This is a genomic window from Azospirillum sp. B21, assembly GCF_008364825.1.
GTDB lineage: Bacteria > Pseudomonadota > Alphaproteobacteria > Azospirillales > Azospirillaceae > Azospirillum.
On record NZ_VTTO01000004.1, the window covers coordinates 273,561 to 287,816 of the forward strand.

Here is a 14,256-nt window from a genome sequence, read left to right on the forward strand (position 1 = left end):
CACTGCGAGGATCGGCAAGGATGCGAGGTGTCGGTCACCCGGAAAAGACACGCCGTGCATCCCCCTCACCCTAACCCTCTCCCCGGGGGGGAGAGGGGATGGTCCGCTGCTTGTGGGAGAGGGCTTTACTCCGCCGGGATGGCGCGCGGCAGGGTCACCGGCACGGCCAGACGGTGCAGCATCTCCTTCGGAACCACCTGCCAGAAGTGGCCGAGTTCACGCTGCCAATCGTTGAGGATCTCGGCGGCGAAACGGCTCTGCGTCTCGGCGACGTGCTCCTCGATCAGGGCGCGGAGCTGGGCCTCGTAATGGGGCACCTCGATCCGCTGGAAGATGACGCTTTCCTCGTTGATGTGCAGCGGCAGCGAGTCCTCCGGGTCGTACAGGTAGGCCATGCCCCCGGTCATGCCGGCGGCGAAGTTGTCGCCGACCTTGCCCAGGATGACAGCCGTGCCGCCCGTCATGTACTCGCAGCCGTTGGAGCCGCAGCCCTCCACCACCACGGTGGCGCCGGAGTTGCGCACCGCGAACCGCTCGCCCGCCTGGCCGGCGGCGAACAGCTTGCCGGCGGTGGCGCCGTACAGCACCGTGTTGCCGATGATGGTGTTCTTGTTCGACTCCAGCGGGCTGCTGGTCGCCGGACGGACCACGATGGTGCCGCCCGACAGGCCCTTGCCGACATAGTCGTTGGCGTCGCCCATCACCTCCAGCTTGATGCCCTGGACCGCGAAGGCGCCCAGGGACTGGCCGGCGGTGCCGCGCAGGCGGACGGTGATGTGGCCGGGCTGCAGCCCGAACATCCCGAACTTCCGCGTGACCATCGAGGACAGCCGCGTGCCGATGGCGCGCTGCGTGTTGCGGGCGTTGTAGGCGAGCTGCATCTTCTCGCCTTCCTCGAACAGCGGGCGGGCATCGGCGACGATGCGGGCGTCCAGCGTGTCCGGCACCTCGTTGCGGCCCTGCAGCGTGCAGTAGCGCGCGTTCTCGCCCGGATCGACCTGGGCCAGCAACGGGTTGAGGTCGAGGTCGTCCAGGTGGGCGCCGCCGCGGCTGACCTGATGCAGCAGGTCGGTGCGGCCGATCACCTCGGTCAGCGAGCGGAAGCCCAGGCGGGCCAGGATCTCGCGGACCTCTTCGGCCAGGAAGGTGAAGAGGTTGACGACCTTCTCCGGCGTGCCGACGAACTTCTCGCGCAGCTTCTCGTCCTGGACGCAGACGCCGACCGGGCAGGTGTTGGAATGGCACTGCCGGACCATGATGCAGCCCATGGCGATCAGGCTGGCGGTGCCGATGCCGAACTCTTCCGCGCCCAGCATGGCGGCGATGACGATGTCGCGGCCGGTCTTCAGGCCGCCGTCGGTGCGCAGCCGCACACGGTGGCGCAGCTTGTTCAGCGTCAGGACCTGATGCACCTCCGACAGGCCCATCTCCCAGGGCAGGCCGGCGAACTTGATCGAGGTCTGCGGCGAGGCACCGGTGCCGCCGGAGTTGCCGGAGATCAGGATGATGTCGGCATTGGCCTTGGCCACGCCGGCGGCGATGGTGCCGATGCCCGACCGGCTGACCAGCTTCACCGTGACCTTGGCGTCCGGGTTGATCTGCTTCAGGTCATAGATGAGCTGAGCCAGATCCTCGATCGAGTAGATGTCGTGGTGCGGCGGCGGGCTGATCAGCATGACGCCCGGCGTCGAATGACGCAGCCGCGCGATCATCTCCGTCACCTTGAAGCCGGGCAGCTGGCCACCCTCGCCGGGCTTGGCGCCCTGGGCGACCTTGATCTCCAGCTCGCGGCACTGGTTCAGGTACTCGGCGGTGACGCCGAAGCGGCCCGACGCCACCTGCTTGATGGCGGAGTTCCAGTTGTCGCCGTTCTTGTCGGGACGGAAGCGCGCCGGATCCTCGCCGCCCTCGCCCGAGTCGGACTTGGCGCCGATGCGGTTCATGGCGACGTTCAGCGTGCCGTGCGCCTCGGGCGACAATGCTCCCATCGACATGCCCGGCGTGATGAAGCGCTTGCGGATGGAGGTGATGCTCTCCACCTCGTCCACCGGAACGGCGGCCTTGGTGGTGCGGAACTCCAGCAGGTCGCGCAGCTGCATCGGCGGCCGCTTGTTCACCTGCTCCGAATACTTCTTGAAGGTGGTGTAGCTGTCGTTGGTGACGGCCTGCTGCAGGGTGTGGATGATCCCACCCTCCCAGCCATGGCGGTCGCCCGACTTGCGGAAGCGGTAGAAGCCGCCGACCGGCAGCGGCAGCGCCTCGCCGGCATAGGCCAGCGCATGCTGCTCCAGAACCTTCTTCTGGATGCCGTTCAGGCCGATGCCGGAGATGCGGCTGACCATCGCCGGGAAATGCTCGGCGACCAGGGCGCGGCTGAGGCCGATGGCCTCGAAGTTGCCGCCGCCGCGGTAGCTGCTGATGACCGAGATGCCCATCTTGGACATGATCTTCAGCAGGCCGTCGTCGATGGCCTTCTTGTAGTTCGTCATCGCCTTTTCCAGCGACAGCGAACCGAGCAGGCCGCGGCGCTGGCGCTCGGCCACCGCTTCCTGCGCCAGATAGGCGTTGACGGTGGTGGCGCCGACGCCGATCAGCACCGCGAAATAATGGGTGTCCAGGCATTCCGCCGTGCGCAGGTTCAGCGAGGTGAAAGTGCGCAGGTTGGAGCGGATCAGGTGGGTGTGGACCGCACCGGTCGCCAGGATGGCCGGAATGGCGGCGCGGGCCGAACCCATCGCCTCGTCGGTCAGGACGACGTGGTTGGCGCCGCCGCGCACGGCGTCCTCCGCCTCCTGGCGGATGCGGCGCAGGGCATCGCGCAGGGCGTCCGGACCGGCATCGACCGGGAAGGTCGCGTCGATCACCGCGGCGGTGTCGCCCATGTATTCCCGCATGGCGTGGAATTCGGCGGTGGTCAGGACCGGGCTGTCGAGTTGCAGCAACCGGGTCTGGCTCTCATCCTCGTCCAGGATGTTGCCGAGGTTGCCCAGACGCGTCTTCAGGCTCATCACCCGGCGCTCGCGAAGCGAGTCGATCGGCGGATTGGTGACCTGCGAGAAGTTCTGGCGGAAGAAGTGGTGCAGGCCGCGGTACTTGTCCGACAGCACGGCGATGGGGCTGTCGTCGCCCATCGAGCCGACGGCTTCCTTGCCGTCCTCCGCCATCGGGTGGAGGATCAGCTCCATGTCTTCCATGGCGAGGCCGAAGGCCATCTGGCGACGGCGCAGCTCCTCCTTCTCCATCTCCGACGGCTCGCCCTTCAAGGCGGCGGACTTCACCAGCTCGTCCAGGTGCGTGGTGTTCTTGACCCACTGGCCCCAGGGCTTCTGGCTGGCCAGATGGTCCTTCAGCTCACGGTCGTTGAACAGCTTGCCGGCCTGCAGATCGACGGCGATCATCTCGCCCGGGCCGAGGCGGCCCTTCTCGACCACCTGGTTCTCCTCGATCTTGACCATGCCGGTCTCGGAGCCGCCGATGATCAGGCCATCGGTGGTGATGGTGTAGCGCATCGGGCGCAGGCCGTTGCGGTCCATGCCGCCGACGACCCAGCGGCCGTCGGTCATGGCGAGCGCGGCCGGGCCGTCCCACGGCTCCATCACCGAGTTGCAGTAGGCGATCAGCGCCTTGTGGTTTTCCGGCGTGGTCTGCGAGCTGGTCAGCGCCTGCGGCACCAGCATCATCTTGACCATCGGCGCGCTGCGGCCGGCGCGGACCATAACCTCGAACACCGTGTCGAGCGCGCCCGAGTCGGACAGGCCGACGCCGATCACCGGCTTCAGGTCCGCCATGTGGGTGCCGAACACCGGATGCTCCATCCGGGTCTCGTGCGCCTTCATCCAGTTGACGTTGCCCTTCAGCGTGTTGATCTCGCCGTTGTGGGCGAGCATGCGGAAGGGCTGGGCCAGCGGCCAGGTCGGGAAGGTGTTGGTCGAATAGCGCTGGTGGTAGATGGCGAAGGACGACTCGAAGCGGTCGTCGGTCAGGTCCGGGTAGAAGGTGGACAGCTGTTCGGCCAGGAACATGCCCTTGTAGATGATCGAACGGGCCGACAGGGAGCAGATGTAGAAGTCGTTGATCTGCTCGCCATGCACCGCCTTCTCGATCCGACGGCGGATGATGTAGAGGTCGAGTTCGAACTGCTCGTCGGACACGCCCTTGGAATTGCCGATGATGATCTGCTCGATCTCGGGCCGGGTCGCATTGGCCTTCTCGCCGATGATGTCGACGTTGATCGGCACCTGACGCCAGCCGTAGATGTAATAGCCGAAGGCCAGGATCTCGGTCTCGACGATGCAGCGGCAGGCTTCCTGGGCGTCCAGGCTGATGCGCGGCAGGAAGACCTGGCCGACCGCCAGGTTGTTCTCCGGCGGGGTGTGGCCGATGACCTTGACGTGGTCCTTGAAGAACTTCTGCGGCACCTGGACATGGATGCCGGCGCCGTCGCCGGTCTTGCCGTCGGCGTCGACCGCGCCGCGGTGCCAGACCGCCTTCAGGGCCTCGATGCCTTTCTCGACCACCGAACGGCGGGGCTTGCCGTCGATCGCGGCGATGAAGCCGACGCCGCAGGCGTCGTGCTCGTCGGCCGGATTGTAGGCGTGCGCAGTGGTCAGCGCCGCGGCGTTGGCGCGGAAATCGGCGACGAACTGCTCACCCTGGTTCAACGAGCCCTGGTTAAACTCGGCGGTCATGGAACGACCCTTTCACAGTCTGGACGTTGACCTGGGGGGCGGAAGGGATGGCCCCCTGGGGTAGACGGTGGTTCTGGTGACGAACTTGGGATGGGGGACGCTTGCCCCCTCCCTAACCCTCCCCCGCTTTGCGGGAGAGGGAACTCCGCCGCTTTTGCGCTCAACTCCCTCTCCCGCGAAGCGGGGGAGGGTCGGGGAGGGGGCGGGCGGCGTTGCGACTGGGTGGACTTACTCGGCGGCAACCGCCAGCTTCGGGGCGCCGACGGTCTGGGCGTAGGCGTGCATCGCCTCGGCGGCGTCGCGGCCGTCGCGGATGGCCCAGACCACCAGCGAGGCGCCGCGGACGATGTCGCCGGCGGCGAAGACGCCGTCCAGGCTGGTCATCTTGGTGCGGTGGTCGACCAGCAGCGTGCCCCAGCGGGTGACGGTGAGGTCCGGCGCGCCGAACATGCCCGGCAGATCCTCCGGCTCGAAGCCGAGAGCCTTGATGACGAGGTCGGCCGGCTCGGTGAACTCGGAGCCCTCGATCACCTGCGGGGTTTGGCGGCCGGTGGCGTCGGCGACACCCAGATGGATGCGCACGGCGCGGACGCCGGTCACCACGTCCCCGCCGGTGAAGCCCTCGGGAGCGGCCTGCCAGACGAACTCGACGCCCTCTTCCTCGGCATGCGCCACTTCGCGCTGCGAGCCCGGCATGTTCTTGCGGTCGCGGCGGTACAGGCACTTGACGGAGGTCGCACCCTGGCGGATCGCCGTGCGCACGCAGTCCATGGCGGTGTCGCCGCCGCCGAGCACCACCACCTTCTTGCCGGCGGCGTTCAGCGAACCATTCTCGTAAGCCTCGACGGAGTCGCCCAGGCCGACGCGGTTGGAGGTGGTGAGGTATTCCAGCGCCGGAACGATGTTCTTCAGGCCGGCGCCGGGAGCCTCGATGTCGCGGGCCTTGTAGACGCCGGTGGCGACCAGGATGGTGACGTGGCGCTCGCGCAGCTCGGCCAGCGAGGCGTCGCGGCCGACCTCGAAATTCGAATGGAAGATGACGCCGGCATCGGCCAGACGCTGGACGCGGCGGGCGACGACGTCCTTCTCCAGCTTGAAGCCGGGGATGCCGTAGACCAGCAGGCCGCCCATGCGGTCGTAGCGGTCGTAGACATGGACCTCGTAGCCCTTGGCGCGCAGCTCCTCCGCGGCGGCGAGGCCGGCCGGGCCGGCGCCGATCACGCCGACCGACAGGCCCAGCTCGCGGGCCGGCTTGCGCGGCTTGACCCAGCCGTTCTCCCAGGCGGTGTCGTTGATGTACTTCTCCACCGAACCGATGGTGACGGCGCCGTGGGTCGACTGCTCGATGACGCAGTTGCCCTCGCACAGGCGGTCCTGCGGGCAGATGCGGCCGCAGATTTCGGGGAAGTTGTTGGTGGCCTGGGAGACCTCGTAGGCTTCCTCAAGGCGGCCCTCGGCGGTCAGCTTCAGCCAGTCGGGGATGTTGTTGGAGACCGGGCAATGCACCTGGCAGAAGGGAACGCCGCACTGCGAGCAGCGGTTGGCCTGCTCGCCGGCGCGCTCGTCGCTGAAGCGGGCGTAGATCTCGGCGAAGTCCTGGCGACGGTCGGCGGCGGACCGCTTGTCGGGCATCTTCTGCGCGGTGTGCACGAAGCCCAACATTTTCTGGTTCGCCATGACGTCTGCTCCTTCGCTTCGCGGCCCCGTCGTCTGCTGCGGGGACATCGCCTTGCTGGGCCTGACCGGGGGCTGCGGCGTTGGCCTACACCGACCGGCTGGGTTGAAATCGAACGTCCGCAAAGTGGCGGACGCTCGTCATATAACGCATGCGCGGGGACGGCGGAAGCACAAAAGAACCGATAGGTCCGTTTTGTTGACCTTTTCTCCCGCAAGGCTGGAATGCATGAGCGGTGCGGCATAGCGTCACAAAAACGAGACAGAAAATTAGTCCACAAATGAGACTATCTCGCAAATAGGGGTACCGACCCCTCGCCGTCGCCAAGCACCGGCCCCGCCTGCTATAAGCACCGCAACATCCAACCGTGCCGAAGGCTCCGTGCCACGATGATGATCGATCAATATCTGGACGCCACCCTGATGGGTCTGGTGGAGGGGCTAACCGAGTTCCTGCCCGTCTCCTCCACCGGTCACCTCATCATGCTGGACGAACTGCTGGGCTTCCAGGGGCCGCCCGGCAAGGTGTTCGAGGTGGTGATCCAGCTCGGCGCCATTCTCGCGATCTGCGTGGTGTATTTCCAGCGGCTGTGGCATGTCGCCACGGGGCTGAAGGACGATCCTGGCGCGCGGCGCTTCGTGATGGCGGTGCTGATCGGCTTCCTGCCGGCGATGGTGCTGGGCGCCGCCCTGCATGGCGTCATCAAGACGCTGCTGTTCAACCCGACGGTGGTCAGCATCGCCCTGATCCTGGGCGGCGTCGCCATCCTGCTGGTGGAGCGGCTGATCCCGGTCGCCCGCTATCACAAGATCGAGAATTTCTCCGCCCCGCTGGCGCTGAAGATCGGCTTCTGTCAGTGCCTGGCGCTGGTGCCGGGCGTGTCGCGGTCGGGGGCCAGCATCCTGGGCGCCCTGCTGATGGGCGTCGACCGCAAGGCGGCGGCCGAGTTCTCCTTCTTCCTCGCGGTGCCGACCATGGCCGGCGCCACCGCCTACGACCTCTACAAGAACTGGTCGGTGATGAGCCTGGACAGCGGCCTGCTGATCCTGGTCGGCTTCGTCACCGCCTTCATCGCCGCGGCGTTGGTGGTGAAGACGCTGGTCGACTTCGTCGGCCGCTACGGCTTCACCCCCTTCGGCTGGTACCGCATCGCCATCGGCACCGGCATGCTGGCCTTCCTGTATCTGTGATGCGGCGGATGGTCCTGCGACGTCGCCCGGCGGGAAACTGCCGGGCTCAGCGTTTCCCGACCACCATGTGCCGTATCGACAAGAGGATGTATGGCTCATCCGTAAGCCGGTTGCCGATGCGGTAGACCGTCCCCGCAGGCGGCGATATGACGGCACAGCGGTAAGCGACGCCGGCCGTACGTCTGCCGTGATTGACCGACATGATCAGCACCGTCTCTCCGGCAATCGGCCGGACATCGTCCGGGTGCATCGGACTGCGAACCGCTTTCAGCAGAACTGCATGAAGCGCCGCCGCGTCGTCATCGTCCGCCGGAAACGCGATGCCGTTGTAGTCTACAAGGACAGGTCTGATCATCATGCATGCGGATTGCCGGAGTCTTGCAAGGACTCTTCCGGAAGTCTCCGCCGATTGCAATGGGCATTGGCCTTGGCGACGAAGGGCCGCATCCAAGCCGCGCTCTGCACGCCCCACGTGCCGCCGGAACCAAGAGACGGCACTGAGAGACGACTCCGCTCACACCTCGTTCAGCGAGGCTGCGCCTCAAGCATGGCGACAACACGGTCAAGTGCCTCGATCTCTTCGCGGCTCTGCGGCGGACAAACGCTCACTTCGCTCGGGTCGAAGTGACCGCGGCCGGTATCGTAAAGCTCCTCCCGCGTGGCCAAACGGTAGCCGGGAGGAACTGCGGGGGAGCCGTCCGGTATCGAACGTGGGCTGCGTTTGCGCAGAACGAGGGGCTGGGCCTTCAGCGGCTTCGAGGGACGGACAAGCGTCGGTGCCGACGAACCGCATTCATCCCGAGTGTCCGAGCTTTCGTGGCCGGTCGGGCTTCCCTGGAAGCAGAGCATCATCTCGTCGCGCAGCTGCTTGTTCCGAACCACTGCCAACTCCCTATGAGATGCGGATATCGGGCGTTCAAAACACCACGTCGGCCGAGCCGCTCCGAAATGCGGGTGATTCCCAAACAATAGGAAATGGTGTCGCCGCCTGTCAAATAGGCAACGCTGCCACTTTACTTTTGTCGCGGCCTCGGCCCCTCGGATCAGTGCGACCGCGGCACCGCCCGCGCCGCGGCGACGGCCACGAACAGGGCGAGCACCGCGATCAGCGCGAAGGCGGTGGCGAGGCTGGTCGCCTGGGCGATGAAGCCGACCAGCGGCGGGCCGGCCAGCACGCCGGTGTAGCCCATGGTCGACACCGCGGCGACGGCATGGTCGGCGCGGCCGCTGTCCACCGCGCCCGCCGTGCTGAACAGCACCGGGACGATGTTCGACAGGCCGATCCCGGTCAGCCCGAACCCGGCCATCGCCAGCAGCGGCGATCCGTCCGCCACCACACCGGCCGCCAGCACGAGCCCCAGCCCGGCCGCGGCCAGCAGCCCGCCGCCGCTCATCAGCGTCGCCCCGCCGAAGCGGTGGCGCAGCCGGTCGCCGCTGAAGCGTCCCGCGGCCATGGCGGCGCAGAACACGCCGAAGCCCATGCCGGCGAGCGAGGCCGGGGCGCCGAGATCGTCGCGCAGATGGATGGCGCTCCAGTCCAGGATGGCGCCCTCGCTCATGAAGGACAGAGCGGCGAGCAGGCCGAGCAGCAGGGTCTTGCGGTCGGGCAGGACCAACCCGCCGGACGAGGCGTTGCGGTCGGGCAGGAACCGGCCCTGCAAGGCGAGGAACAGCGCGACCAGCCCGACCGACACCAGCGCGGCCTGCGCCGCCGGCGCCATCAGCGGCAGCAGCAGCCCGCCCAAGCCGGCACCCGCCAGCCCGCCGAGGCTCCACATCCCATGCAGCGAGGACATGATCGGCCGGCCGAGCCGCCGCTCCACCAGCGCGCCCTGGGCGTTCATGGCGACGTCCATGGTGCCGCCCGACGCGCCGAACAGCGCCAGCACGATGCACAGCGTCACCACGTCGGGCACAAGTGCCGGCAGGGGCAGGAACGCGGCGAACAGCAGGGCGGTCACCCGCGTCACCGGCGCGCTGCCCAGCCGCCCCAGCAGCGGCCCGCTGGCGATCATCGCGGTCAGCGCGCCGACGGCAAGGCAGAGCAGCGCCACCCCCAGTATGGCGGGGCTGAGGTCGAGCCGGTTCTTCAGCAGCGGGATCTGTGTCGCCCAGACGCCGAAGACGGTGCCGTTCAGGAAGAAGGCGGTGACGGTCGCCCAGCGCGCGGCGGCGGCCTGCTCCACCACCCGACCCGCGCCGCCGCGGATATCCTCTGCCCCTGTCATCGCCCGTCCCGTCTCTGTTGAACTGCCGACATGACGGCGGACGGCGGGGAAATCAAGCAGGGAAGCGGCAGGCGTGCCATGCCGCAAGCGGGCGGAACTCCGCAGACGTGCTGCCACGAAACTCTCAGTGCCGCCACATCTTGGCGGCCGACAGCAGCAGGATCGCCGACAGGGCCGGCAGCAGCACCGACTCCGGCACGACGCCCAGCAGCCGGCCGCCGATGAAGGCGCCGGCCAGCGATCCCGCCGCCATCAGCAGCACGAATCCGCGGTTGCGGGCCAGCACCGACAGGCTGCGGTCGCGGGCGTAGCGGGAAAAGCCGGCGATCATGGTCGGCAGGCTGATCGCCAGGGACAGGCTGCCCGCCAGCTTGACGTCGACGCCGAACAGCAGGACCAGCGTCGGAATCAGCAGCTCGCCGCCGGCCACGCCCAGGATGGAGGCGACGACGCCGATGGCGAAGCCGGCGGCGGTCCCGGCGGCGACCAGCGCCAAACCGCCCACCGCAGGCGCCCCGCCGCCCGCCGCGCCATGGCCGAACAGCAGGACGCCGGCGATCAGCACCAGCAGCAGGGCGATCACCCGGTGCAGCCGGGCGGCGTCCATCCGCACCGCCCAGCCCGCACCGATCCAGGCGCCCAGCAGGCTGCCGGCCAGAAGGTTGACGATCACCGTCCCGTTGGCGGCGACGAGGCCGAGCGGGACCGCGCCGGCACGGAAGGGAAGGGCGGCGGCGACGACGACGAGGCTCATCGCCTTGTTCAGGATGACGGCGTCGAGCACCGCGAAGCGGAAGGCGCCGACCAGAAGGGGCAGCCGGAACTCGGCCCCGCCCAGCCCGATCAGGCCGCCCAGCGTGCCGATGACGGCGCCGCTGAGGAAGGAGGCAAGCGCGCGCAGCCCGTTCAAGGCAAAAGCTCCAATGCGAAAGCCCCGGCGCAGGGGCCGGGGCTTTCGGAAGTCACGGGAGGGGCTCCGCCGCTCAGTGGGCGTTGCCGGTCAGGCCGCTGTACTTGCCGCCGACGATGAAGCGCGACAGGTAGGTCGGCAGGATCACCTCGCAGGTGGCAAGCTCGGTGATGCCCAGGTCCTTGAAGCCCAGCGCGGTCGGGGAGGCGACGTTGTCCTGCTTCAGCAGCGCCACCTGGTCGCGGGTCAGGGCGGGGGCCAGCACCGGCACCTTCTCCAGGATGCCGGCCAGCGATTCGGCCGCACCCCAGGGGATGGTCACGAGCGGGCGGTGGCGCTGGATGTCCCGCTGGGTCAGCTCCAGCAGTTCCCGGAAGGTGTAGACGCGCGGACCGCCCAGCTCGTAGGTCTTGCCGCGGCTGGCGTCGTTCTCCAGCGAGGCGACGACGGCGTCGGCCAGATTGCCGACATAGACCGGCTGGAAACGGGTCTTGCCACCGCCGATCAGCGGCAGGGCGGGGGCTTTCTGCGCCATCGCGGCGAACTTGTTGAAGAAGTTGTCCTCCGGTCCGAAGACGATGCTAGGGCGCAGGATCGTCGCCGCCGGGAAGGCGGACAGCACCGCCTGCTCGCCGGCCGCCTTGGAACGGGCGTAGGAGGAGGGGGAATTGGCGTCGGCGCCGATGGCGGAGACGTGGATCAGCCGGTTGACGCCGTTGGCGGCGGCCAGACGGGCGATGCGGGCGGCGGCATCGACATGCACGCCCTGGAAGCTCTGGCTCCCGCGCTCGTACAGCACTCCCAGCAGGTTGATGACGACGTCCGCGCCCTGCACGGCGCGGGCGACCGACTCGTCCTTGGTGCAGTCGGTGGCGAAGGGGACGATCTGGCCGACGGCGCCGGCCGTCTTCAGGAACGTAGCCTTGCCCGGATTGCGGGTGGCGATGCGGATTTGGGCGCCGGACTTGGCAAGGCGCCGGATCAGGTGGCGGCCGATGAAGCCCGAACCGCCGAACACCGTGATAACCTGAGTGCGATAGGACATCGACCGTCTCCCGTGTCGTTGCGCGCCGTAACCGGGGCTTTCACGCGGCGGCTGACCCGCTTCCGCGCGCCCCCGCGCGTCGTCCGACTGTGTGTCGCCATGAGGACTGCTGGAACTGCGGGCATGCTTATAGCGAATGGGCCGCCGCCAATCTAGGGACTGCATTGCCGCGCCGGCCGGCGATGGGGTGAAAACCCGCGATGCGACAAAAAAATGAAGGGGTCGGAAAAAAGCTGTTGACGCCCCCCGGCCGGATCATTAAACAACCGCCCACACACCGAGCACCGAGCCCAGGTGGCGGAATTGGTAGACGCGCAGGTTTCAGGTACCTGTGGCAGAAATGTCGTGGAAGTTCGAGTCTTCTCCTGGGCACCATTTCTTTCTACCCGGCTGCGCCGCATGCACAGCTCCTTCGATCGAGAGGGAGGCAGTGCAGAGCGGCGTTCGTCGTTTCTAGGGTCCGTGGCCGGGGGCCTGACCACCGGGAAACGACCATGCCCATCGACCTTCATGACGGCGACCTCCCCGACGGCCTCGACCTCGCCGCCGGCGCCCGCGACAACTGCGTGGCCATCGACACCGAGACCATGGGGCTGAACCCCCACCGCGACCGCCTGTGCCTCGTGCAGTTGTCGGCAGGCGACGGTGCGGTCCATCTGGTGCAGTTCCGTCCCGGCCAGTATGAGGCGCCGAACCTGAAGCGACTGCTGACCGATCCCGGCGTGACCAAGCTGTTCCACTTCGCCCGCTTCGACGTGGCGGTGATGAAGGCCTATCTGGGCGTCGACTGCCGGCCGGTCTATTGCACCAAGGTGGCCTCCAAGCTGGTCCGCACCTTCACCGACCGCCATGGCCTGAAGGATCTGTGCAAGGACCTGCTGGGGGTGGAAATCTCCAAGCAGCAGCAGTCCTCCGACTGGGGCGCGCCCGAGTTGACCACCGACCAGATGAAGTACGCGGCGTCGGACGTGCTGCACCTGCACGACCTGAAGGCGAAGCTGGACGTCATGCTGGCCCGCGAGGGACGCACCCATCTGGCCCAGGCCTGCTTCGACTTCCTGCCGGCCCGCGGCGAACTGGACCTCGGCGGCTGGGAAACCCCGGACATTTTGGCGCACTGAGCGCCCGGTGACGCGAAAGTCCCCTCTCCCCCGCTCTCGCGCAAACGACGTTTGCGCTGACGCGACAGGCGGACCTCCGGTCCGCCGAAAGCGGGGAGAGGGTTAGGGTGAGGGGGACGCGCGGCAGCCCATCACCGAGAGTCCACCCCGTGCATCCCCCTCACCCCGACCCTCTCCGGGGGGGAGAGGGAGAGCGCCCCCTCCCCTGACCAGGCGTGGATTTGACCCGGCGTCCCCCGGCGGGCATACTGCACGACGCGCCTGCCGGGAGCCATCCGGGCGGGCGCGTGTTTGTGAACGGCCTGCCTATCGGGCCTTTGAACGGAAGGCATGACCGCCTTGACCAGCGCTATCACGTCCAGCCTGACCGCCGCTTCGACCGAAACGAGTGCCTTGGAGAACCGCGACCTCGCCTGCGCCACCCGCGTCCTGCGGACGGAGGCGGATGCGCTGGTGGCGCTGGCGGACAGCCTCGACGGAGCCTTCCTGCGGGCGCTCGACCTGCTGAACGGCATCGAAGGCCGGGTGGTCGTCACCGGCATGGGCAAGTCGGGCCATGTCGCCCGCAAGATCGCCGCGACCATGGCCTCCACCGGCACGCCGGCCTTCTTCGTCCATCCGGGCGAGGCGAGCCACGGCGACCTCGGCATGATCGCGAAGAACGACGCCGTGGTGGCGCTGTCCAATTCGGGCGAGACGCACGAGCTGGCCGACATCATCGCCTTCACCCGCCGCTTCGGCATCCCGCTGATCGGCATGACCCGCCGGGCCGCCTCCTCGCTGGCCGAGCAGTCGGACGTGGCGCTGATCCTGCCGCCGGTGCCGGAGGCCTGCCCGCTGGGTTTGGCGCCCACCACCTCCACCACCATGATGCTGGCGCTGGGCGACGCCATCGCGGTGGCGCTGCTGGAACGGCGCGGCTTCTCCGCCGCCGATTTCCGGGAGTTCCACCCCGGCGGACAGCTGGGCCGCGCCCTGCTGAAGGTGACGGACATCATGCACAAGGGGACCGATTTGCCCCTGTGCCGCCTTGACTCGCCGCTGTCCGACGTCATCTTCGAGATGACGGCCAAGCGGCTCGGCTGCGTCGGGGTGACCGACGAGGCGGGCGCGCTGGTCGGGATCATCACCGACGGCGACGTGCGCCGTCATCTGACGCCGGAGCTTCTGGCAGAGCGCGCCGACAGCATCATGTCGCCGCGGCCAAAGACCATCCGCCCGAAGGCGTTGATCGTCGAGGCGCTGCGGGAGATGAACGAGAAGAAGATCACCACCCTGTTCGTGATCGAGGACGACCGGCCGCTGGGCATCGTGCACATCCACGATTGCCTGCGCGCAGGTGCCGCCTGACCGCGTTCTTGTCCATTATGGAAGCCAAGCGCCGAGCCGGAGGGACAGA

At 68.0% G+C, this 14,256-nt stretch carries 10 protein-coding genes and 1 tRNA gene; 4 read left to right on the top strand and 7 right to left on the bottom strand.

What is annotated here, in order from left to right; all coding sequences use genetic code 11:
* Positions 1–125 precede the first annotated feature (125 nt).
* A complete protein-coding gene (gltB, locus tag FZ983_RS12400; RefSeq protein WP_149223848.1) occupies positions 126–4,688 on the bottom strand; it encodes a glutamate synthase large subunit in 4,563 nt (1,520 codons plus the stop codon).
* Positions 4,689–4,916: 228 nt separating this feature from the next.
* Complete coding sequence (locus FZ983_RS12405; RefSeq protein WP_149223849.1) at positions 4,917–6,365, bottom strand: NAD(P)-dependent oxidoreductase; 1,449 nt, start codon at positions 6,363–6,365, stop codon at positions 4,917–4,919.
* 387 nt (positions 6,366–6,752) lie between these two features.
* Between FZ983_RS12405 and FZ983_RS12410 the strand changes: the two genes are divergently transcribed.
* Positions 6,753–7,553, top strand: coding sequence for an undecaprenyl-diphosphate phosphatase (locus FZ983_RS12410; RefSeq protein ID WP_149223850.1), 801 nt, complete (start codon positions 6,753–6,755; stop codon positions 7,551–7,553).
* Between the two features lie 46 nt (positions 7,554–7,599).
* Here the strand turns inward: FZ983_RS12410 and FZ983_RS12415 are convergent, their stop codons facing one another.
* The 5 genes from FZ983_RS12415 to FZ983_RS12435 all read right to left on the bottom strand — a co-directional run bounded on the left by FZ983_RS12415 (position 7,600) and on the right by FZ983_RS12435 (position 11,736).
* Positions 7,600–7,911 (bottom strand): hypothetical protein, encoded by a 312-nt coding sequence (locus tag FZ983_RS12415; RefSeq protein ID WP_149223851.1) that lies wholly within the window; start codon positions 7,909–7,911, stop codon positions 7,600–7,602.
* A 167-nt stretch (positions 7,912–8,078) separates the two neighbouring features.
* Positions 8,079–8,435 carry a hypothetical protein gene (locus FZ983_RS12420; protein ID WP_149223852.1) on the bottom strand — a complete coding sequence of 119 codons (357 nt, stop codon included), beginning with the start codon at positions 8,433–8,435 and terminating at the stop codon, positions 8,079–8,081.
* A gap of 161 nt (positions 8,436–8,596) precedes the next feature.
* Complete coding sequence (locus FZ983_RS12425) at positions 8,597–9,781, bottom strand: MFS transporter (RefSeq protein ID WP_149223853.1); 1,185 nt, start codon at positions 9,779–9,781, stop codon at positions 8,597–8,599.
* Positions 9,782–9,905: 124 nt separating this feature from the next.
* Positions 9,906–10,691, bottom strand: a complete 786-nt coding sequence (locus FZ983_RS12430; RefSeq protein WP_149223854.1) for a sulfite exporter TauE/SafE family protein — start codon at positions 10,689–10,691, stop codon at positions 9,906–9,908.
* A 73-nt stretch (positions 10,692–10,764) separates the two neighbouring features.
* Positions 10,765–11,736, bottom strand: a complete 972-nt coding sequence (locus FZ983_RS12435; protein WP_149223855.1) for a complex I NDUFA9 subunit family protein — start codon at positions 11,734–11,736, stop codon at positions 10,765–10,767.
* Positions 11,737–12,024: 288 nt separating this feature from the next.
* Between FZ983_RS12435 and FZ983_RS12440 the strand changes: the two genes are divergently transcribed.
* The 3 genes from FZ983_RS12440 to FZ983_RS12460 all read left to right on the top strand — a co-directional run bounded on the left by FZ983_RS12440 (position 12,025) and on the right by FZ983_RS12460 (position 14,207).
* Positions 12,025–12,111: transfer RNA gene (locus FZ983_RS12440), tRNA-Leu, on the top strand.
* 119 nt (positions 12,112–12,230) lie between these two features.
* Positions 12,231–12,857, top strand: coding sequence for a ribonuclease D (locus tag FZ983_RS12445; RefSeq protein ID WP_149223856.1), 627 nt, complete (start codon positions 12,231–12,233; stop codon positions 12,855–12,857).
* Positions 12,858–13,187: 330 nt separating this feature from the next.
* Positions 13,188–14,207: a KpsF/GutQ family sugar-phosphate isomerase gene (locus FZ983_RS12460; protein WP_149223857.1), complete on the top strand. Its 1,020-nt coding sequence runs from the start codon at positions 13,188–13,190 to the stop codon at positions 14,205–14,207.
* Positions 14,208–14,256: the final 49 nt, after the last annotated feature.